General features: G+C 45.5%; 16 protein-coding genes and 1 pseudogene. 4 read left to right on the forward strand and 13 right to left on the reverse strand.

Annotation, left to right across the window (positions count from 1 at the left end; all coding sequences use genetic code 11):
• Positions 1-120: 120 nt before the first annotated feature.
• Together BIZ37_RS04145 and BIZ37_RS04150 are read right to left on the reverse strand one after the other, a co-directional pair.
• Positions 121-591 carry a low molecular weight phosphatase family protein gene (locus BIZ37_RS04145; RefSeq protein WP_187460431.1) on the reverse strand — a complete coding sequence of 157 codons (471 nt, stop codon included), beginning with the start codon at positions 589-591 and terminating at the stop codon, positions 121-123.
• A 363-nt stretch (positions 592-954) separates the two neighbouring features.
• A pseudogene (locus tag BIZ37_RS04150) lies at positions 955-1,131 on the reverse strand (TSUP family transporter); the annotation flags it as partial.
• Positions 1,132-1,961: 830 nt separating this feature from the next.
• Between BIZ37_RS04150 and BIZ37_RS04155 the strand changes: the two are divergent.
• Positions 1,962-2,264, forward strand: coding sequence for a hypothetical protein (locus BIZ37_RS04155; protein WP_255526667.1), 303 nt, complete (start codon positions 1,962-1,964; stop codon positions 2,262-2,264).
• Positions 2,265-2,549: 285 nt separating this feature from the next.
• Here BIZ37_RS04155 and pstB read toward each other — a convergent pair whose 3' ends face one another.
• The 7 genes from pstB to BIZ37_RS04190 all read right to left on the reverse strand — a co-directional run bounded on the left by pstB (position 2,550) and on the right by BIZ37_RS04190 (position 13,393).
• Positions 2,550-3,290, reverse strand: a complete 741-nt coding sequence (pstB, locus tag BIZ37_RS04160; protein WP_222939580.1) for a phosphate ABC transporter ATP-binding protein PstB — start codon at positions 3,288-3,290, stop codon at positions 2,550-2,552.
• A 119-nt stretch (positions 3,291-3,409) separates the two neighbouring features.
• A complete protein-coding gene (pstA, locus tag BIZ37_RS04165) occupies positions 3,410-4,663 on the reverse strand; it encodes a phosphate ABC transporter permease PstA (RefSeq protein WP_187460434.1) in 1,254 nt (417 codons plus the stop codon).
• Positions 4,656-6,041: a phosphate ABC transporter permease subunit PstC gene (pstC, locus tag BIZ37_RS04170; RefSeq protein WP_187460435.1), complete on the reverse strand. Its 1,386-nt coding sequence runs from the start codon at positions 6,039-6,041 to the stop codon at positions 4,656-4,658. Before pstC ends, pstA begins: the two co-directional genes overlap by 8 nt.
• A gap of 4 nt (positions 6,042-6,045) precedes the next feature.
• Entirely contained in the window at positions 6,046-7,029 is a 984-nt protein-coding gene (locus tag BIZ37_RS04175) for a PstS family phosphate ABC transporter substrate-binding protein (protein WP_370577303.1), read from the reverse strand.
• 571 nt (positions 7,030-7,600) lie between these two features.
• A complete protein-coding gene (locus BIZ37_RS04180) occupies positions 7,601-10,597 on the reverse strand; it encodes an integrase (protein WP_187460437.1) in 2,997 nt (998 codons plus the stop codon).
• Entirely contained in the window at positions 10,591-12,828 is a 2,238-nt protein-coding gene (locus tag BIZ37_RS04185) for an integrase (RefSeq protein ID WP_187460438.1), read from the reverse strand. Before BIZ37_RS04185 ends, BIZ37_RS04180 begins: the two co-directional genes overlap by 7 nt.
• Positions 12,809-13,393, reverse strand: a complete 585-nt coding sequence (locus BIZ37_RS04190) for a hypothetical protein (protein ID WP_187460439.1) — start codon at positions 13,391-13,393, stop codon at positions 12,809-12,811. The genes BIZ37_RS04185 and BIZ37_RS04190 overlap by 20 nt, the downstream gene beginning before the upstream one ends.
• Before the next feature lie 442 nt (positions 13,394-13,835).
• Here BIZ37_RS04190 and purU point away from each other — a divergent pair, with 442 nt between their 5' ends.
• The 3 genes from purU (at position 13,836) to BIZ37_RS04205 (ending at position 17,835) form a co-directional block, all read left to right on the forward strand.
• The gene (purU, locus tag BIZ37_RS04195; RefSeq protein ID WP_187460440.1) at positions 13,836-14,708 is read left to right on the forward strand and encodes a formyltetrahydrofolate deformylase; all 873 of its coding nucleotides are present in this window, start codon (positions 13,836-13,838) and stop codon (positions 14,706-14,708) included.
• 101 nt (positions 14,709-14,809) lie between these two features.
• Entirely contained in the window at positions 14,810-16,450 is a 1,641-nt protein-coding gene (locus BIZ37_RS04200; RefSeq protein WP_187460441.1) for an acetolactate synthase large subunit, read from the forward strand.
• Positions 16,447-17,835, forward strand: a complete 1,389-nt coding sequence (locus BIZ37_RS04205) for an aldehyde dehydrogenase family protein (protein ID WP_187460442.1) — start codon at positions 16,447-16,449, stop codon at positions 17,833-17,835. Before BIZ37_RS04200 ends, BIZ37_RS04205 begins: the two co-directional genes overlap by 4 nt.
• Here the strand turns inward: BIZ37_RS04205 and BIZ37_RS04210 are convergent.
• From BIZ37_RS04210 to BIZ37_RS04225, 4 genes are read right to left on the reverse strand one after another with little or no spacing between them, the layout of a single operon-like run.
• Positions 17,832-18,566, reverse strand: a complete 735-nt coding sequence (locus BIZ37_RS04210; protein WP_187460443.1) for an ABC transporter permease — start codon at positions 18,564-18,566, stop codon at positions 17,832-17,834. The genes BIZ37_RS04205 and BIZ37_RS04210 overlap by 4 nt on opposite strands.
• On the reverse strand, positions 18,563-19,513 hold the full coding sequence (locus BIZ37_RS04215) for an ABC transporter ATP-binding protein (protein ID WP_187460444.1): 951 nt from the start codon (positions 19,511-19,513) through the stop codon (positions 18,563-18,565). The genes BIZ37_RS04210 and BIZ37_RS04215 overlap by 4 nt, the downstream gene beginning before the upstream one ends.
• A complete protein-coding gene (locus BIZ37_RS04220) occupies positions 19,510-20,661 on the reverse strand; it encodes an ABC transporter permease (RefSeq protein ID WP_222939579.1) in 1,152 nt (383 codons plus the stop codon). The genes BIZ37_RS04215 and BIZ37_RS04220 overlap by 4 nt, the downstream gene beginning before the upstream one ends.
• Before the next feature lie 26 nt (positions 20,662-20,687).
• Positions 20,688-21,602, reverse strand: a complete 915-nt coding sequence (locus tag BIZ37_RS04225; protein WP_187460445.1) for an ABC transporter substrate-binding protein — start codon at positions 21,600-21,602, stop codon at positions 20,688-20,690.
• Between the last annotated feature and the right edge of the window lie 389 nt (positions 21,603-21,991).

The raw sequence follows: 21,991 nt of genomic DNA on the forward strand, positions 1-21,991 counted from the left end.
TGGTAAAAGTTGTAGAGAAATATATGTAGTGGTTGGTCGGTAAACTGCGTTTACATACAGCATTTAGCCTAGCGCAACCGAACGCACAGGAGAGAACAATACCTTCTACATACCCTAAGATTACAAGGTGCTTAGCTCTTCAACACATTGCCGAATACTCTCTTTACTGAGACCACTAACGAGATTTTCACCAAGCCTATCTATTCTCCGCTGCAATGAAAGAGCAACCCGCTCGCAATAAGCATACTTTTCGCTGTCACTTGCATCTTCGGGCATAACATCTAGTTGCCAGTTAACTCTAACCCCCCCAGATAACCACTTAGGAACAGGTTCTTGGTGTAGCGAATCGCACAAAATGATCACAACATCCGGCAGAAACTTGGTTCTCTCTTCCCAAGAATGGGAGTACCGGTGAGCTTGCGGCAACTTATTGTCGCTAAGAAAAGACTGAACCACTGGATCAATATGCCCTTTCGGCTCTGAGCCTCCACTCTCAATTTCAAATTGCTCTGAGAGCGTGTTCATTGCTAGTGATTGTGCTATCACACTTCGAACAGCATTGTGTCTGCTGATAAACAATAACTTGTACATGCCAACCCCTTCTAATCCTGTGCCAACTCATGATTCGGGAGCAAGTCAAAGACAATTCGTTGACGATAATTTTACTACATCATCATCATCACACGTTACGAACAAACATTAAACTCACTATTTATCTTCACAAACCGGGATACACCAAAGCGTTTTTTGTCTCAATTTTTAATACTTTAACCAAAAATAACTATTGGTAACCTTATCACTTTGAATGTTTAATGAACAATTCATGAATCAGTCAAAAGTCTCAGCTCGCCTACCACGCTTAGGGTGGAAGACGGTAAACGCTGTACTAAAAATGCACCAACCCTCTAACTGATAAAAGATAGTGTTAAAGTAACGCTCAAGCTCGAAAAATCAAATAACCCCTTCTTTAAAAAAATATCTAACTGACGATAACTTGCCAAATATGGCCTGAAACTTATTTGTAGCCAACGCTTGTGCCAGTGACAAACGCGCGAGCAATAACGCAGGAAGAATAATCAAGCCTCCTCCTCCACCAATAGCATCGATAAAGCCTGCAAGTAATGCAACCAAGAAAAATGTAGCTCATTTGTGTCCAGAGGTGTGCTGATGGGCCGATCGTCGTAACGCAGATTTGCCCCTTTTTCAGTTAGAGTTGAAACTCATTAATAGGCTGTTAATTATGACTTACGATACCTGAGCTAATGTGACGTTACAGGTGTAGGCATGCATTATAGCTCTCTACTAATCATATCTACGGAAATGCTTTTTAATTTATGTGGTTCTATGATTTAGGAAATTCAATGTTATTACCAGAATTTAATCTTCTGACTCAATTCAGGATTCCGTGGGTTATGATGGGGGTAGGAATAGTCCTAGGTACCGTTAGTGAGTATTTTCTGGGGCCTGGGAGCACAGGTGAAGCAATTGGATATATTATTGCTTCCATTTTTATAGTTGCTGACATCGTGGAAACAACCCAAGGATATTGAAAGTCGTCACGATCTAAAAATGGTAATTCTGATTCTGAAAGTCAGAAGCATAAACAGTCAGGCAACACTGGGAGCTGAGCCCAAAGTTGAAGATTATTCGATTTTTCACTTGCTTTACGACGGACAAAGCGGCTTTTCATCTCTAGTTTACCGTAACTGTCCGTAGAAGCCACCTTCCTCACTATAATCATGCTTTGGGATGGAGTCTCACATCTGACCACATCGTTAAGGCAATACTTTGCTTTCAATCGGAGACGATAAAGAAAAACAGACAAGATAGTTATCTTGAGGGCAGCAAGGCGGCTAGACACATACCAAAAATCATAGACAGATAATATTAGGTGTATCAGTCTAATTCATAATACTAATCTAAGTACGCTTCTTACTTACGCATTATATGATGCGGTTGCGATGACCATACCATTGATGATAGCCAGACGCATTCCATCACAATGGTTTTTAATCAAGCCGGTTGTGACGGTAGGTGTGTTGATGCAAAGAATGAAAATAGGTCGCACTACAATACTTAATCCTGATTCAATAGAATACAAATGGATTCAGACACTTACTCATGACGGTATTAGTAGTGAAGATATCAATGCCTCAATTCAGAGGTGTCTTGGTGGAGATGCTCAATCAGCTGATTTGTTAAGACGTGTAGCTATTGGCAAGTCTTCTCCCAATCAACTACTTACGTATTTAGATCAAGAATAGAATGTTACTTAAGCTGGTCTCCTCCTAAAACGTTATCACTTCACTGATTTTGTAAGTCTTTTCGGGGTTGTTGCAACTAATCAGATAAGGCAGAGCGACCCCAGTGATGGGCTCAATGGTTACTGGTAAACAACCTCAACATTGAAGAGACGATTCATAAAGGCGGATTTCTCCAGCACAGGTTTTAATGTAATGAACCGGTATGACGCAGGCGTTAGCCTGATTATTTATCTGTACAAGTTAAATAGTCAGCTTCAGCTAGCTTCACATAACGGATCGACAAGATTAACCAAATCGACCCTTTAGATAGCCTTGTGTTAAGTGATGCTGAGGCTGCTCAAACATCTCCTCTGTGGGGTTAACCTCAATCAACTTACCCAAATGGAAATACGCAGTTCGGTCTGACACGCGCTTGGCTTGACTCATGGAGTGGGTGACTATGCCGATGGTGTAATTCTCTTTGAGCTCCATGATCAACGCCTCAATAACTGAGGTAGCAATGGGGTCAAGTGCTGAGCACGGCTCGTCCATAAGAATCACCTCTGGGCTGATTGAGATAGCTCGCGCGATGCACAAACGCTGCTGTTGCCCTCCAGACAGTCCTGTTGCCGGGACATGCAGACGAGTACAGACCTCTTCCCATAATCCGGCTTTGCGCAGTGATGCTTCGACAACCTCATCCAGTTCGGTCTTGCTTTCCACAAGCCCGTGTAACTTCGGCCCGTAGGCGATATTGTCATAAATGGACTTAGGAAAAGGATTGGGCTTTTGAAAGACCATGCCGACTCTAGCTCTTAACTCTTCTGGCTCTAATGCGGATATATCGACCCCATCAAGGGACAAGCTTCCTTGAACTTCACATCCAAGGACGGTGTCATTCATACGATTTAGGCAGCGAAGAAAGGTCGACTTACCACACCCAGATGGCCCGATGAGTGCCAGCACTTGCTTGGCGCCAAGATCTAAACTGACATCCATGATGGCTTGAACCCCAGAATAGAACACATTGACATTGCGTGTTTTCATACTTGGCTGATCGCTTGCAAACTCACCAATGGTTTGGTGAGCGGTCAGGGATTCGCGCAAGATAGCGGGCTCTTCAGCCGCGGGTGCGGTTAATGTGCGGTCAACTTGTACATTCATATCTACCATCTCCGCTCTAATTTCTTTCTTAGATACAACGCAATCCCATTCATTAGGAAAAGGAAAAACAGCAGCACAATAATGGCTGCAGAGGTCAGCTCGACGAAGCCACGCTCTGGGTTTTCCGACCAGAGGAAAATCTGTACTGGCAGGGCAGTAGCAGCATCGACAAAGCTGGTCGGGACATCAACGATAAACGCGACCATACCTATCATCAGCAAAGGTGCGGTCTCCCCTAAGGCTTGTGCCATGCCAATGATAGAGCCAGTAAACATTCCCGGCAGTGCTAGCGGTAATACATGGTGAAATACCACTTGGGTCTTTGAGGCTCCCATCGCTAATGCTCCGTCGCGGATCGAGGGTGGAACTGACTTGAGCGATGCTCGGCTCGATATAATAATCGTGGGTAACGTCATCAGAGTGAGTACCAAACCACCAACCACAGGGGTTGAGCGCGGCAAGCCCAGTACATTGAGGAAGATAGCCAGCCCCAAAAGACCGAAGACTATCGATGGTACCGCTGCTAGATTATTAATATTAATCTCAATGATGTCGGTGATACGGTTCTTGGGGGCAAACTCTTCTAGGTAAATCGCCGCGCCTACCCCGATTGGAAAGCTCAATACCAAAGCGGTTAACAGGGTGAACATCGAGCCCATGAACGCCCCGGCTATGCCCGCAGCTTCAGGGTTGCGACTGTCACCTGCGGTAAAAAAGTGCCAGTTGAAGGCGGAGCGAATTTTATTTTGCTTTTCTAGCTGCCGATACCAAGCATACTCTTTGCTTGAGAATCCCGTTTGATCGTCAACCATCAGCTTACCCTTGCGAAACTGATTGACACGATCTCCCGCGGGTACCCAAATTGAGATTTGTTTTCCACGATTACGCCCATCGTCGAGCTGACGCTGAATCATAAATTCTGACTCTGGTGAGACAAAACCGTAGAGCGCGCGCCTTTCAGCACGAGTCGTGACTTGCTCAAATGTCTCTTGTAGCTCACTACGAATTAAGCTGCGGGCAGAAGGCAGCTCTCCGAGCTGGGCGACATAAAAGCGCATCTCAATTTGAGTGGTTGTAAAAGCGCCAACCCCGGTGAAGATGATTGAGGTCAACAGAAAGATCAGAAAAGCCAACGCACTGAGAATCGAGGCAACGCCATAGAATTGGAAACGTCGCTCGATACGATGACGTTTTGACAGTGACTCTCGAACCAATGCCACCTTACGCTCTGAAAGTCTTAACAATGGGTCACTCATACTGCTCTCGATATTTTTTCACAATCCTCAACGCCACGACGTTGAGTAACAAGGTAACCACGAACAAGGTCAGCCCTAAGGCAAATGCTGCCAAGGTTTTCGCGCTATCAAACTCTTGATCACCCACCAATAAGGTGACGATCTGCACGGTGATGGTTGTTACTGATTCCAAAGGGTTGGCGGTTAAGTTCGCCGTGAGACCGGCAGCCATGACCACAATCATGGTTTCACCGATTGCCCTTGAAACGGCAAGCAATAGCCCGCCAACAATACCCGGGAGTGCTGCGGGAAGAACCACTTTCTTGATCGTCTCCGAGCGAGTTGCTCCCATCGCTAACGATGCATCACGGATGCTCTGTGGGACTGCGCGAATAACATCATCAGAGAGCGAGGAGACAAATGGAATGATCATCACACCCATGACCAACCCTGCTGCCAGAGCACTCTCCGAGGACACTGAGGTGCTCCCCAATGACTCGGCAAAGCTACGAATTGCTGGTGCAATCGTCAGAGCCGCAATAAATCCGTAGACCACCGTTGGAATACCGGCCAGTACTTCCATCATGGGCTTAACATAAGTGCGCACCTTTTCCGGAGCGTATTCCGCCAGATAGATAGCGCTGAATAAGCCGATGGGGGCGGCGACCACCATGGCAATTACAGTAATAAGCAGCGTACCGGCAAACAGAGGTACGGCGCCAAAAGCCCCACTCGCGCCCTGCTGATCAGCACGTATCGCAATCTGAGGTGACCAGTGGGTACCAAATAAAAATTCGGTGATTGGTATTTGCGAGAAGAAGCGCACCGACTCAAACAGGACCGATAGCACAATGCCCAAGGTGGTTAAAACTGCGATAGTCGAGCTTAGGGCGAGTAGGAAGCGCACGACCTTTTCTACTTGATTTCTGGCGCGGAAATCTGGGGCAATCTTGTACAAACCAAAGCTAATCGCGCCGGCCAAGATGGAGAAACTTGTTATGTAAAATACAGAATTACCGCTGCGCACAAGATTGCGATAATACTCTCCGCTGCGCGTCAGTGCTTGAAAATAATCAACATTTGATAAATCGCGGCTACTCGAGGCGACAATTTGAGCAAAAATTAGATCTTCGCTTCGCCCTGTTTGTTGAATTGGGTATTGGAGGTCAAAATAACTCAGCGTCAGAGTACGCAAAGCATAGGGCTCAGATATTGCCCAAAAAAGACCGAACACCATTATTGGCAGTAGCACAATCCACATTGCGTACCAGCCATAGTAGTTGGGCAGCGAGTGTAATGCGCGGATACCACCTATCGATTGGGCAGCTCTTACCGCCTTCGAACGACCGAAGACAAAAGCGAGAGCTGCGCAAATAAACGTAATTAAAGCAACCGTCATACGCTTACAGGTTCGGGGTCATCGTTTCAGCATCTTGTCTTACAAGCTTCCAGTCTCTCGCTGATAGCGGAATAAGCCCGCGGTCAGCAAGGTAACCATCTTCACCAATTGCATCTTCGCTGGTAAATGCCGCAACGTACTCCTCAATTCCTGGAATAACACCGGCATGCGCTTTCTTGACGTAAAAGAATAGTGAGCGGGAGACCGGGTAAGAGCCGTCACCAATCGCTTCAAAGGTTGGCTCCACACCGTTGATTTTGGAGCCTTGCACCTTATCCGTATTTTGGTCTAAGAAACTAAAACCAAAAATTCCAAAGGCATGTGGATTTGCTGAGAGTTTTTGCACAATAAGGTTATCATTCTCTCCTGCTTCGACAAACGCGCCATCCTCACGGATCCCCTGACACGCTGCTTTGTGCATCGCTTTGTCTTTCTTAGCCAACTCCTTCATGGCCGGGAAGCTGTCACAGCCTTCTTCCATTACGAGCTCAACAAAGGCATCCCTAGTACCTGATGTAGGTGGAGGACCTAAAACCTCGATTTTGATGTCTGGCAGTTCACTGCTGATCTGCCTCCAGGTTGTGTAAGGATTTTCGACCAACTCACCTTTTTCATTGGGTAAGACTTTAGCGAGCGCTTTGTATATTTCATCGACGGTTACGTCGAGCTTGGGTGCACGTGTCGAGTTGGCAAAGGCAATGCCATCGTAACCTATCTGCACCTCGACGATCTCTGTTACACCGTTCTTCTTACATAACTCTATTTCTGATTGCTTGATCTTACGAGAGGCGTTGGTGATATCAGGCGTACTCTCACCGACACCGGCGCAAAACAGTTTTAGGCCACCACCAGAACCGGTTGACTCTATCTTAGGCACACTGTAGCCGGTCGATTTACCGAAGCGCTCAGCAACAACGGTTGCGAATGGATAAACTGTTGATGAACCGACAATACTAATCTGCTCTCGGGCAAGCGAAGGGGAAGCCATAACTAAGGCCGCTAAGGATCCCACCAATCCTTTAGTCAAAACGCTCATTTCTCTCTCCTAAGTTAGTTTCCCTAGAAGAGTAGGTTTTGTTGATTATTTAACCAACTGGTTCACCAAAAATTCATCTATATGTAAAAATAGCAAGCTCATGGAATAGGACTTTTTGTCACTATAAATTAATAATTTAAATTCAGTTGGAGCATTTTATATTGGAAGTGTAGTGGATAAGATATTTTGGCCAACTTTGTGTGCTTTTCCATACTAAAAGTAATCCGTAAGTTACTAATTTAGCAAAATCTATAAAACGTTTTTGTCCAATTTTGTTTTAGCTGTTCCTGTTAAAAGTGTGGGGAAGCTGCCAGCTCAACACTGTGTTTAAGATCTTACTCTATGCTTTCGAACTTATTAACCGTTCACCGTAGGGAAAATTTCACAGGTATTTATGGATACACCACACGAGAATATTGTGATTCCATTTGCAAATTTAGGGTAGGAGTAGTTTGCGAAATCAAATTTAATGTTTAAAACAGAATATAGTTTATAAAAAAGACTGATAACGGTTTATTTTGTTTCATAATTTTAGCATCATTATCCCCATCATATGAATCAGGTAAATCAACAGATGTGAAGAGTATTTGCTATGACCTGTCATTTCTATGATCTTCTCCTCATCAGGGCTAATTAACTCAAGGCGAACGGCTCCAATGCCAGGCTTACTATTTATCGATGATTTCTTTTCTTGCCTTTGTTTTAGCCCTTGAAGAGCCTTTCTCCATTCCTCTAGCTTCATACTGTTGCCGTGATACAGGGTAATGGCTCGCCAAGACGACTTAGGAATCATGAAATGAAAGGTTTTAATGAATCGGTTCAAGGTATCTGGGTTATTGAAATATATACCTGATTTACTCTCACTGGTGTGCTTTAAGGCGTAGACTAACATCTCTGTAATTTCTTCTCTTTGGCTGCGGTAGTTATGTCGAAGTTTTGTAATGGCTTTGTTGACGATTCTATTCTCGGCTACTGACTTCAGTTTACCGGGTAATAACTTGTGCCTTCGAGCATTAGAGAAGTGGCGTGGCCGCTGTTTCAGGGTGTTGGTTTCAAGTGACTTTATGTATTTGGCGTTTGCTAACCATTTGTCGACAGTCTCTTGTACGATGCGATATTTGTATGAAATTTCTTTAATGCTTATACCTTTTTCAACTTGTTCTAGCACTTGGTAGCAGATGGGTATACTGATGGTCTCTTTTGTTGAGGAAGGCTTTATCTGAATCGGGGATATGCCATCTGTAACGATTGATTGGACAGGCTCAATCTTCAGTTTCTTGATGAGATAGGGGAGAAAGTCCTTAGGTTGGGTGTTTCCTTTGTGATTTCGATGGTGCTGTCTAGATGAAAGCCCAATTTGAACCACTCGTTTTTGACTGAGATGGTACGTAGCTAAGTTGATTTTGGTGGCTGATATCCAGTCGGAAAAATGCAAATAGTGGGAAAACGTCATTTCTGGTGATTCATGACCGGCAAAAGCGGCTAGGGCATAATAGCCATTTTGAAGTGACTCACCTGTGATGGTATTGCGGATTTTGTGCCGTTGCTCTTTGTTGTAAGGGACGATATTTGGAATTGCATCAAGCTCATCGTCAAGTTCCAGCACAAGGTGTAGCCGGCTGATGCAGCTATGTCTTAGGTGATGAAAGACTAGGTAAGATAGTCCGGAGAACGCTTTGAGTGTTTTACTGATAAAGTTCGATACCAGAAAGGTGTCGAAAGGCTGGTTGATGTTTTGGCCAAAAGTGAAGAAAAGATTACCCATAGATGTGCGTGCTGCCATCTTCAATTCTAAGTGTTTAGTGACTATCTGCTTTTCATGTTCCAGTAGCAGTGGGAAAAGTGGTACCTTTCTTAGGCTGCTAGCCGTTTTGTTATCACCGAACCGGTTTTCCCGAATATCTATCCATTTGGTCGAAGAGGCTTCGATATGCTTGAGCTGGAGTTTTTTCAGTTCATTTAGCCTTAGTCCACATCGATAGGAAAGGATACAAAGAGACTGTAGGCATATTTTCTCAGCATTGTTTAAATCACCCAATTGCTGGATGTTGTTAAGTAAGGCAGAGAACAGTCCCTCATCGATAAACCCTGACCGGGTGTGCTGCTGGCCAGCATCGACATGAAAGTAGCTACTGGTGAGTTCCGGAAAGCTGTAGTTCTGGACGGCAAAGCCATGCAGATCCTTTAGCCGCATGGCGAAGTACTTCTGGGACTTCGCGGATTTATGGCTAAATACTAGATTATTGTAAAGTTGCTCGATGTCTTCTGAAGATAAGCTTGAGAGTTCGCCTTCCTGACCAATATACAGCCATTTCCTAGTGAGGTTAGCATTGTATTGTCTAAGGGTTGATGTGGTACATGACCAGGCCTTATAGATAAACCAATGGATAAGTACTGATTCCGTTTCTGATAGCTCGACGTCTCCGGCTAACTGTTCAAGTTTATCTCGTAAGCGATTAGGTGAGAGTTTTTCATTTGGATTCTCATCTGCAAGGCATTGTTTTATCAATGCAGGAATACCTTTTGAGCGACCTTTAGACGAATTTACCTGTTTTTTGTGCCCTACAGTGATGTCCTTATTAAATTGATAGAAGTGCTGGTTGAGAACTTGATTTACCTTTGGCTCAATAATACGAGAAAGGTTGCTCGGGGGTAAGGCGTAGGATTTTGTTCGCTCAATTCGGTATTCAACAAGTGCTTCACTGAGTTCAGCGCCGTCGAAGGTTTCACAGGTGTATATTGCGGCCTTGCAGAAGTATGTTAGTGATGTGGGCAAGTGTGCTGGTGGTTTGATGCCGGCACAAAGAGTTTTATATAGCTCTCTTAAATCTTTCGGTGGTATCCAGCCTGTTTTATGTGCGGCTAGCCATAATTGGAGCAACCCCAGTGTAATCGGATGAAAATAGCAATGGTATAGGGTCTTTGCTTCGTCATTTACATAACAATTGGTGTTGAGTTTGCTGTCCTCCAAGGTGAGTGTGACAAAGGTATTGTCTTGCCAATGCTGAAGCTTAAGAGGGCCTTGTATTAGCTCGCGACAAAATGCAGTGATGACATTTGCAGAGCACTGGCCGCTATGAAAAATCAAGGACAGTATCAGTGATTGATAGATATCGGCAGGTTCATGCAGCTTTTTACTAAGTAAGCCGTTATTGAACCACTCCCCATAGAAGCTATGAACCGCCCAGGCAGCTTTGAGCCACGGTAAGGTTCTTAATTGTGCCGGCTCCTTGTGTGTGATGAGAAAGGATGGTGGAGAAACCTTCCAGTGGAATTGATCCTGGTAGCGCTTAACCGTTCGTATTGCACTATTAAAGGCCAGACGGTAGTCGCGGTGGGTGCTAAATGTATTTTCTAACTCTCCGACAAATTTGAGCCAGCTGTTTTCGAATAATTCGGGATTAGGTCGATTACTGGGATTTGGGAAGTACTTGTCCAGCAGTTGCTGAGTATGTCGTTTGACATTTTCGATAGTCTTTAGTCGCTTGGATTCTCGCGCCTCAATTCCGATACTTACCATATGTTTCTCTCTATACCTATTTCAATTAGGTAGTTATTGATCTCCTGGCTAATTGTTCTCATTTGCTTTCTATTGAGATGACTGAATTGATTGAAGGCATGCTTTCCCGTGTCCTGGTGTCCCATCCAGGCTGAAATCAACTCCGGTGAGATATTCTTCTCGAGTAACAATGAGCGGATATGATGTCGAGGCCAGTTAGGCTGCAGAGGGAAAATGGGGTCAACTAATTCGATGAAGGCTGAGGGGATGGTTTCCCTGATTTGGTCTTTTTCCCGGTAAAAGAAAAGATGCTCCTGGCTAGTGAGGACGGAATGATATCTTAAGCAGATAGCTCGGTTCACATTGCCATAGTGTATGGCGGCTTGTTCAATATATGTTAGGTACTGTTCTAATACTTTAAGTGCGGTTTTGGGGAGTACAATAACGCGGCTGCAATCGCAGGTACTTTTCTCTTTGTCTGAAATCCAGCATTCCCCCGTAGCTATATGATAGTGCTCTAATTTACCAAACCAGCCTGTAACTGGCCGGTATCCACAGCTAAGCCCCATTATTAATTGGGTGTATAGGGTCACATTGTTATGGCATTCCTCGGAAAACTTCGATAATGGGTTTTCTAGTGATTTTTGAATAAGCTGATTAAGTTCATAAAACAGTGACTTGAGGGTATTGGTTCGGATGTGTAGTGGTGAGCCGATAAGCATATTATCCTGGGTGGGTACATCGTGCAAAATGCCCAGCTCTGGCTTTTGGTTAACAGAGGCAATGAATTTGATATAGCGCTGATAGGTATTAAGGATGCTCGAGTAAGGCAGTTGAGTGTAGAACAGCGCAGGAACAGCCCTGATATCTGTGCCACAGATGATTTCAATGATTACAGGATCTATCTGTTTCAGTGATAGTTTTTGTCTGAGATATCCGCTGACTTTGGTGAGGGTGATGTGGGTATGGTGTTTTCGGTTGATGTCTTGCAGATAGGCTTTTATCTCTTTTTCACCAATATCCCGAAATTGAAAGCTGTGTATCCCTTGCGTAAGCAGTTTGGGAAGAGGGAAAGACAGGTTTTCTGAGATACTTTCTATGATGGGGGCTAATTCTGCTCTGAGTTTGTGGGTGGGCAGATTGTGTTTCCGGTTAAACCCACAGACTGACTTGTTAGCAGAGCGCTGAACCTTTGTTTTTCTTACCTGCTCAATGGTGTTACCCATTAATAGCATCAGCATGAGTAGTTTTGCGATACCGTTTTCATTTGTATCACCAACTTCAATGGTTTTGAGGCATGCCTGAACTAGGCATGCCACCTCAAAGTTGGTGAATGAGTAAATATCGCAGGGAAGGTGCATATTTTTCTTTCTTATACGCGCCTGAATGGCGCGGGCTTTCATAACTTCCAGGCTGTAGTCTTTGTTGATGCTTGATGGGCTAGTAACGATAGTTATACTGCGGTTATCGTTTCCTAAACCGTCTTCATCTTGCCAAATTTCATTTTTCCTGGGGCCGAAATGAAGTTGCTTAATTTCGATGAGAGAATCTCCCTCATCATTTAAGTATTGTCTCGGACTGACAGTTAATGTGCCTGCCTGTCGAAATTGTTTAGTGGTAACGGACCTCGTATATCCTTCGGACCATTGAAGGCTGGCTTGGTATGGCCGGTGATAATGCTCAAGTTGATTGATGATACGAGATGACTTAATGGTGGATTTTTCTTTATCTGTTAGTTGGGTAAATTTTTTAACAAGTTCAGGGAAAGCGTATTGGTGAATGTCTGGAAGATAACCAGCCATTATTTCTCTTTGGCCATTGGCAAAAAGCCGTACTTCATCGCAGATCGTTTTAATTTTAGCGTCATGTTTACCCATGAAGCTTAACCTGCAAATGCTGATTAATGTTAGGGCTTTATACTGGTCGAATTTAGCTCTGTCATATGAAGTACGAAGCAAGGTTGACGTTACAAAAGCAGGGATATAGTGAACCCCAAGTTGACGATTATCAGTTATTTTTTTGATAACGTCATCGGGGGCAATTGATGCCACTTGTTTTCTTTTTAATGCTTCCTTTAGTAGAAGAGGTAGCTCATCAAAATGGTCACTATGTTGTGATGCTAAAAGGTTACATAGACGAATAGCTTCTTCAGCTATAGCTGCATTGTCATAAGCAGAGAATGGAAATAGTTTTTTAAAGAAACCTTCAATATTTCGTGCTTTGAATCGCTTCTCAACTTCGTTCCGATTCATCAGTACTCTCCTTGAGCAGCTTTTCAAATATGGATAGTTGAGGTTGCGGCTTACTAATACTTGCTTCCCGGCTTTTCTGACGGGCCAATCCACTGCGAGACAATGATGTCCACTTTGCTAATTGAGGTTGACTAATTTTATTTCTCTTAATCAAAAATTGAACAATTTCATTGGGTGCAGATTGGTTGAAGTGTCTTCTAAAGGACTCAATGTGTTGCGGCTGTAATGATGATAGGAGAGTGCGTGTAACATTAACCCACGCTTGGAAGCGGATGTCTTCTTCTGTTAAATCACGGTGAACAATAATTGTACATTTTCTGAAGTCTGTATTTGATAAGTCAAAGCCAAAGAATTCAAATCCAGAAAACACTAGCACTCTGCTTTTTTTCTGCTCTACAGCGTGAAGTGTTGAGTATTGATTTAGGGTACGTAATGCGTCAATAGAGAACAGTGTTTTATCGAAGAGATATGCTTGGCCATTAAAGAAATCAAACGCTGCTTTTGCTGCTGGATGAACGTTGATTGATAACTTTTTCTTGTCCCGTTCAGGTATGATCTTGGCCATAATTGCACAATCCTTTGTACAAGAAGTGTACATTTAGTATACAAAAATAAGTGACCATTTTTGTGACCAGACCGCAATAAATGGCATATTATGGGATTTGGTGTAACTATCTTTTTTGATTTTAAGTCATTGTAATGTTGAATATTATCTAATTATGAGGCTCTAATGTCACGGGTGGGTATAATCCTTCCAAGCTGATGATGCGGGTTCGATTCCCGCTGCCCGCTCCAAGTTTTATCTCTCCATTGCTTATTTCGTACCTTAGACACTAGAGCGCTTAACGTTTTTTTCTGTATATGGTCTTTGCCTATATCTTGACTCAATATCTTTTCTGTTCGTTGTCTTTACTGCATGTTGACTCACTATAAGCTTTCGGCAACTTTGTGACCTTTGTGCCATGCTTGCGGGATAAGGATGGTGCAAAAATCGAAAAGGTGAGCTTATGAATCAGTCATCATTAACATATATCCTGACCGCAAGTTGCGCCGGTCGCTCCGGTACTGTGGATGTGGTCACGCGCTTTTTGCGTGAGTCTGGCTGTTATATTACTGAACTTAATTCATTTGATGATGCACTCGGCCACCGTTTTTTTATTCGTGCCGTTTTTCGTAAGGAAGATAATTCGGCACTTGATCAAGTCACTTTCTGCTCTTCTTTTGCCACTAGGGCTGATGAGTTTGAGATGGATTGGGAACTGACACCATCGGAGTATCGGCCGAAGGTGGTGATTATGGTGTCTAAATATGATCACTGCCTCAACGATTTGCTGTACCGGTATCGTACGGGTAATCTGGCCGTTGATATCAAAGCCGTGATATCAAACCACCCAGACCTGCAATCACTCGCCCAGTGGCATGATATTCCTTATTACCATTTTCCTATTACTGCCGAGACGAAACCGCAGCAGGAAGCTCAGGTACAGGCAGTGTTGGAGCAAACCGGGTGTGAACTGTTGGTGCTTGCCCGTTACATGCAGGTACTTTCTCATGAAATGTGCGTCCGCTGGGCTGGGAAGGCCATCAATATCCATCATTCCTTACTGCCAGGTTTCAAAGGCGCGAAGCCCTATCATCAGGCTTACCAGAAAGGGGTTAAATTGGTAGGGGCTACCGCACACTATGTCAGTGATGACTTGGATGAAGGCCCGATCATTACTCAGGGAATGGATACCGTCGATCACACCTATTATCCTGCTGACTTGGCAAGAAAAGGCATGGATGTTGAATCTTTAACCTTGGCAAGGGCGATTCAGTACCATATCGAAAAGCGTGTGTTTCTGTTCAATGATAAATCGGTGGTATTCGAGCGCTCATAATCAAGACTGAACTATATTCAAATACTATGAAATCGGGAATACAGTTAATTGCTGTATATGCTTGGTGTGTAATTCACTCAATGGCTTGCTCGGGTAATCGTATGAAAGCTTCAGATCTATTGGTAAAGGCATTAGAAAACGAAGGGGTTGAGTATATCTTCGCTGTTCCGGGGGAAGAAAACCTCGATGTATTAAATTCCCTGAAAGATTCTTCAATAAAGTTGGTGTTGACCCGGCACGAACAGGGAGCAGGTTTCATGGCGGCCACATATGGTCGGCTGACGGGTAAAGCCGGGGTCTGTATGGCAACGCTGGGGCCCGGCGCAACTAACTTTTCTACCCCAGCCGCCTATGCCCATCTTGGAGCTTTCCCTCTCATTATGATTACTGGCCAAAAGCCAATCAAAGCCTCCAAACAGGGGCAGTTTCAGATTATTGATGTGGTTAAGCTCTATGAACCCATTTGTAAGTTGAGCAAGCAGATTGTTCATGGCAATACCATTCCGTCATTGGTCCGGGAGGCCTTCAGAAGGGCCGAGGAGGAGCGCCCTGGAGCGATTTTGCTCGAGCTGCCAGAAGACATTGCGGCAGAAGAGACTGATACCAAAGTGGTGAAGCAAAGTACCCGACAGTACGCCGTGGCAGATGATTTTGTGCTTGATCAAGCGATAGCGAAAATCAAGACAGCAAGCCACCCGCTTATTTTGATTGGGGCAGGGGCAAACCGGAAAACAGCCTGCAAAGCGGTTGAGAAGTTTGTTGAACAGTCAGGCATTTATTTCTTTGACACCCAAATGGGAAAAGGGGTGGCCGACGAGCGTTCCGATTTGTTTTTGGGAACAGCGGCGCTGTCAGATAATGACTATCTGCACTGTGCAGTTTCGCGGGCTGATCTGATCATCAATATTGGCCATGACGTGGTAGAGAAGCCACCATTTTTCATGTCAGACAATGACAAGTTTGTTATCCACCTGAACTACAAATCAGCCCAGGTGGATGAAGTGTACTTTCCCCAGCTTGAGTTAGTGGGCGATATCAGCAGAACTGTGCGCAGGTTGGGAGAAAAGCTCAACGGGTGGAAAAGTGCTGATGTGGAATATTTCCAACGAATTAAGCAAGAAATTGATCAGCATATTATGACCGGTGCGCAAGATAACTCTTTTCCCATTATTCCTCAAAGGCTAGTAGCCGGTACCCGGAAAGTGATGGGGGAAGATGGCATCATCGCGCTGGACAACGGCATCTACAAGATTTGGTTTGCCCGCAATTACAAAGCTTATCACCCTAATTCGGTATTGTTAGATAACGCATTAGCGACGATGGGGGCAGGCTTACCGTCGGCGATGATGGCAGCGCAGCTCAACCCGAGCAAGCGGGTCTTGGCAATATGCGGTGACGGGGGATTTATGATGAATTCCCAAGAGTTGGAGACTGCGAGAAGAGTCGGGCTCAACTTGGTCGTCATGGTGTTGAATGATGGCTCTTATGGAATGATTCGGTGGAAACAACAAATAGCAGGCATGGACGACTGGGGATTAGAATTCGATAACCCGGACTTTGTCAAATATGCCAATGCTTACGGTGTGACAGGGCACCGGGTAACCAGCGCAAATGAGTTTGAACGTGTGCTTGACCAGGCCTTTGATGCCGGTGGCGTCCACCTTGTCGATGTCCCTGTTGACTACACGGCCAATAAAACAGTGCTTATTGATGAATTAGCCTCGAAGGTTTGCCTATTATGACTGTTGTTAAAGTAGAGAACCCCTTTAACCAAGAAATGATTGCTGAGCTGGCATTGTCGACATGGGATGAACTTGATGCTATGTTACAGCAAGCGGCCGATACCTTTGCTGACAAAGCACAAAGGCTAGCTGCCCATGAACGGATTGCCATCCTTAACCGCTGCGCAGGGTTGATGCTGGAACAAAAGGATGAGTTGGCGATGTTGATTGCCACAGAAGGCGGTAAGCCGCTTAAGGATGCCATTATTGAAGTTGACCGCGCGATTGATGGGGTGCAACTGGCGGCCAAAGAGCTATTGGGCCTTAAGGGAGAGCAAATCCCCATGGATCTCACTGCAGCAGGTGCTGGCCGGTTGGCCTTCACCTATAGGGAGCCGATTGGGCCGGTGGTTGCGGTATCGGCATTTAATCACCCTCTCAATCTAATTGTTCATCAAGTAGCGCCAGCCATCGCGGTAAATGCCCCCATTTTGATTAAGCCTGCCAACGACACTCCGCTAAGTGCCAAAAAATTTGTCGAACTGCTTTATCAGGCTGGGCTTGAAGAAAAATGGTGCCGCTTTTTCCTCGCGAAAAGGGAAGACACAGAACGGGCTGTCACCGATCCGAGAACGGCATTTTTCACTTTTATTGGTTCTCCCGGAGTTGGCTGGTACTTACGCAGTAAATTGGCCCCGGGTACCCGTTGTGCCTTAGAGCATGGTGGCGCAGCGCCTGTTATTGTTGATAAACAGGTAGATATAGATGCTATTTTGCCATCCATTGTGAAGGGCGGTTTCTACCACTCAGGACAAGTTTGTGTCTCTGTCCAGCGTATCTACGTTGATAACCACATCCTTGACGATTTTGTTCAAAAGCTGGTGGAGCAGGTGGGTAAACTGGTAGTGGGGGATGCAAGGGAGGGAAACACAGATTGTGGTCCGCTAATTCGTCCCAAAGAGTGCCAGCGGGTCGCTGAGTGGGTCGATCAAGCCAAACAGAGTGGGGCACAAATCCCCATTGGCGGCAAAGCGTTAACCGTTACCCTTTATGAGCCGACAGTAATACTCAACCCCAGTGACGATTTGAATGTGTCTTCAAAAGAGATCTTCGGGCCTGTGGTTTGTGTCTATGGCTACGATCACATCACCGAGGCCTACCAGCGGGCAAACAATGTGCCATTTTCATTCCAGGCTGCAGTCTACACCCAAAGTCTGGAAGTTGCCCTGCAGGCACAACATCAACTCGAAGCCTCTGCGGTTATGGTCAATGATCACTCAGCATTCCGAGTTGATTGGATGCCTTTTGCCGGCCGTAAAGAATCAGGCTACGGCATAGGCGGTATCCCTTATACCATGCATGATTTTACCGAGGAGAAAATGGTGGTGATAAAACTACCGACTTAATACGAGAAGCGGGATTCCAGTTTTACGAACACTTGGTCAGTAATAATGGCAATCAGTGCAACCAAGATCCCGCCTTGCAGGATGAACGCCATATTGTCAGTCAGCAAACCGGCTATGATCACTTCTCCTAGGCCTTTCGATGCGACGGTGGAGCCAATCGTGGCAGTACCAATGCTGATGATTAGCGAGGTACGGATACCGGAGATAATTATAGGTAGCGCAAGGGGTAATTCTACCTGGCAAAGCTGCTGGAATTTGCTCATGCCCATGCCTTTTGCTGCTTCGAGGACACTTTTTGGCGTTTGCTGTAACCCGGTTACGGTGTTTTCAAATATCGGGAGCAAGCCATAAAGGAACAGGGCTACCAGCGTGGGCTTCAAACCAAAACCCAATGAAGGAATGGCCAATGCTAACACCGCAACCGGTGGGAATGTTTGGCCAAGGTTAGCGACGGCCCTAGCTAATGGGAGAAAGTCCTTGCCGGAGTCGCGGGTAACCAGTATCCCACATACCAGTGCGATGATAGTGGCAGCGCCGATGGCCAAAAAGACTACCAGCATGTGCCAAAAGATTAAATTGGTGAAGGTGTCGCGGTAGTAGATCACCGGAGCGTCAATGTGGTTGAAGTAGGCCAGCAGTGGTTCTATCAACTCAATGCGAAAAGCCAGCAGGGCCAATATGCCCATAGGGGCGACAAGCCCTATCCATTGCCTCAAAGCTAGGGAGTTCATGATTTGGTTCCCTTGCTCAGAATATCATTGAGAGACACTGTCCCTACTATGGCTCCTGTTTCATCGCTGACAGCAAGCGTATCTTCCCCTTCCCAGATATGCATCGATACGGCATCACGCAAATTGGTATTGAGTGGTATCGATGGTTTGGCTGTGCCATTGTTTGGAGCAGGGTTGCCATTCATAACATCAGAAACCTGGTTGAGGGTCAGAAGGCGCAGAGAGCGGTCGAGACCACCGACAATATTGCTGACAAAACCTGGCTTAGGATTTCTCAACAGCGACTGGGGCGTATCGAATTGCAATAACGTTCCTTTGTCCATGACGGCAATGACATCTGCCATTTTGATGGCTTCGTCAATATCATGGGTGACCATGATAGTGGTGATGCCGAGGATCTTTTGAATACTCAGTATCTCGTCCTGCAGGCTCTCTCGGGTCAATGGGTCAAGTGCACCGAACGGCTCATCCATCAGCAATACTTCAGGCTTGGCCGCAAGTGCCCTAGCTACCCCGACACGCTGTTGTTCACCCCCTGAAAGTTGGTGGGGGAACTTTGTCGAAAAGCGCTCATAATCCAAGTGAAACAGTTCCAGTAACTCTTTTACCCTTTGGGTGATAGAGGCCTTATCCCACCCCAGCAAGACAGGTACGGTCGCGATATTGTCGAATACATTACGGTGCGGGAAAAGGCCCACACCTTGAATGGCATAGCCAATACGGCGCCTCAATGACTCTGCAGGCATGGTCGAGACATCTTGGCTGTTAATCAACACCTTACCGGCACTTGGCTCAATCAAGCGGTTGATCATTTTTAATGTGGTTGACTTCCCACAACCCGAAGTGCCAATTAAGGTACAGAATTGACCGGTCTCAACGGTTAAAGAGACACCTTTTACCGCTGTTTGCTCACCGAATGTTTTGGTTAACGCTTTTAATTCAATCATGATTTATTGCCTTTGACGACTTCGATGATGGCATCAATCAATACCGCGGATACAAAAGAAAGTAGTAGGGTGGGGAAAGCACCAAGAATGACGAGGTCGGTTGCTGTTTGGCCTAGTCCTTGGAAGATGTAAGTACCAAAGCCCCCACCGCCAATGAGTCCTGCAACAGCGACCAAGCCGATGTTCATGGTTACGACAATCCGAATGCCGGAGAGAATGACGGGCAGTGCGAGGGGGAGCTCTATACCAAATAGAACCTGACGGGCATTCATACCCATGCCTCTCGCTGCATCGAGTGTCTTGGCGTCTAGCTTGTCAAACCCTGCAATTGTGTTGCTGACAATAGGGAGTAAGGAGTAAAAAAACAGTGCAATCACCGCAGGCGCTGCACCAATGCCTTTGATACCAAGATCTGACAGGGCAGGAAACGTTACTGCGATATAGCTCAGCGGTATCATCAAGATGCCAAACATCGCCAGGCTAGGGATGGTTTGAAGCACATTGAGGATAGGGACAACACCATTTCGAACGGCCTGAGAGCGATGACACTTTATTCCCAAAGGAATGCCAACGAGTATGGCAGGCACCAGACTACCGAAAGAGAGCTGCACATGGCGTAGGGCTTGTTGCCAGAAGGTATCTTGGTTCTGGTATTCCTTGATAATGGAGAGGTTATCTAATGCGCCAGTCTTTAGAACCGCAACGATGCCAATGACAACCGACAAGATGAAAAGCAGGCGCTTGAGGCCTTGCAGGTTCAATTTTATGACGACGTCAGTCAACAGTAGCCCGAGCAAAAACAGGCTGGTCCAAAACCCGCTACCCAAGGACACCCGTGCGAAAGGGGTGGCCCCGTCAAGCAGGCCATCGGCACTGGCCCCGACACTGTACAACAGGATAAATGCCGAGGCAGTGCACAGGATAAGCTGGAGCTTGTATAGCATCGTAGTCGATGCACTCAAGACGGTTAGGAGCATTAGCACCGTAAATGTGGCTAAATGGCTCGGCATTAACACGTCAGCGAGGAAGAAGCCTTCACCGGGCATGATACGGTTTGGCTGGAGGTGGACAAAAGGAAGGGCAACCAGTGAGAGTACCGTAAGTACACTCACTGATAGGCCAAGTTTGTCGATAGGTAAGAACTTCAAATTAGTACCCTGAACAGACTTTGTAATTACTTAATGAACCCGTTTGTTTGTAGGTAGTTTTTCGCAACCGCGCTGGCACTTTCACCACCAATTGCAATTCGGCTGTTGAGGCCTTGCAGGGTATTCAAGTCTAGCGAGGCAAAGATAGGGTTTAAGATGTCATCAATTTGTGGATGGGCGTTCAAGACACTTTCACGGATGACCGGTGCCGGGGCATAGACAGGCTGCACCCCTTTGTCGTCTTCCATTACCACTAGCCCGACAGAGGCAATTGCACCATCGGTACCGTAGACCATAGCGGTATTGGTTTTATCTGTCTGAAGGGCAGCAGCACGGATAGTCGCAGCGGTATTACCACCAGACAGGACGAGCAGTTGGCTTTCCTTCAACTCAAAGTCATAGGTTTTCTGAAAAGCTGGAAGTACAGCGGGAGTGGATACAAACTCGGCAGAGGCCGCCAGTTTGATGTCTCCCCCCTTGCTGACATATTGACCAAAGTCAGACATGGTTTTTAGGTTGTTAGGTTCAGCGATCTCTTGGCGAACTGCGAGAGCCCAAGTATTGTTTGCCTTGGCAGGGGTAAGCCAGACAACCTTGTTGGCTTCGTAGTCAAGACTTTTGGCCATGTCATAGCCTTGTTGGAAGTTCTTCCATGCATCATCGGCAGTCTTGTTGAAGAAAAAGGCGGCATTACCTGTGTATTCTGGGTAAATATCAATTTCACCGGCAAGAAGCGCTTTGCGGACAATCGGTGTCCCGCCAAGCTGGACTCGGTTTTCGACATCAATTCCTGCTTCTTGTAGGGATAAGTAAATAATTTGACCAAGTAACCCGCCTTCGGTATCGATTTTGGAGGAGACGACAACGGTATCTTTGGCAAAGGCGCTCGGCACAGCAATCAGGGAGGCGAGAAGCAGGGCGCTTAATGGGTGTTTTTTCATCAACTTTTTCCTTACTTGTTGATTTTGCAGAACTTCCGTATGTTCTTGCTTGTCTTTTAACTTTAATGTAACCAAAGTAACTGATTTTTCAAAGCGATACTAGCGCATAGTTGTACATATGTGGATTACAACAAAGTTACAGCAGGTCAACAAATGTAACTGATAAGGGACTCATAAATTTATTGTTTTAAACGATGCAGAAAAAAAGGTGGAAGGAGAAGCTTATGACTGTTTTAAAGGTTTTTTTTAAGTGATTGACGTTTTATAAAATAATGATGTTTGTCCTTGCTTTATTACCTCAGTCTCACTTTCTTGATAATGAGAAAAATAGACTTCAAGTCCTCGTCTACATTTTCTGAATCAGTGCCTGATTTTGAATGCATCTATGA

The organism is Photobacterium sp. BZF1, assembly GCF_014349205.1.
Lineage (GTDB): Bacteria > Pseudomonadota > Gammaproteobacteria > Enterobacterales > Vibrionaceae > Photobacterium.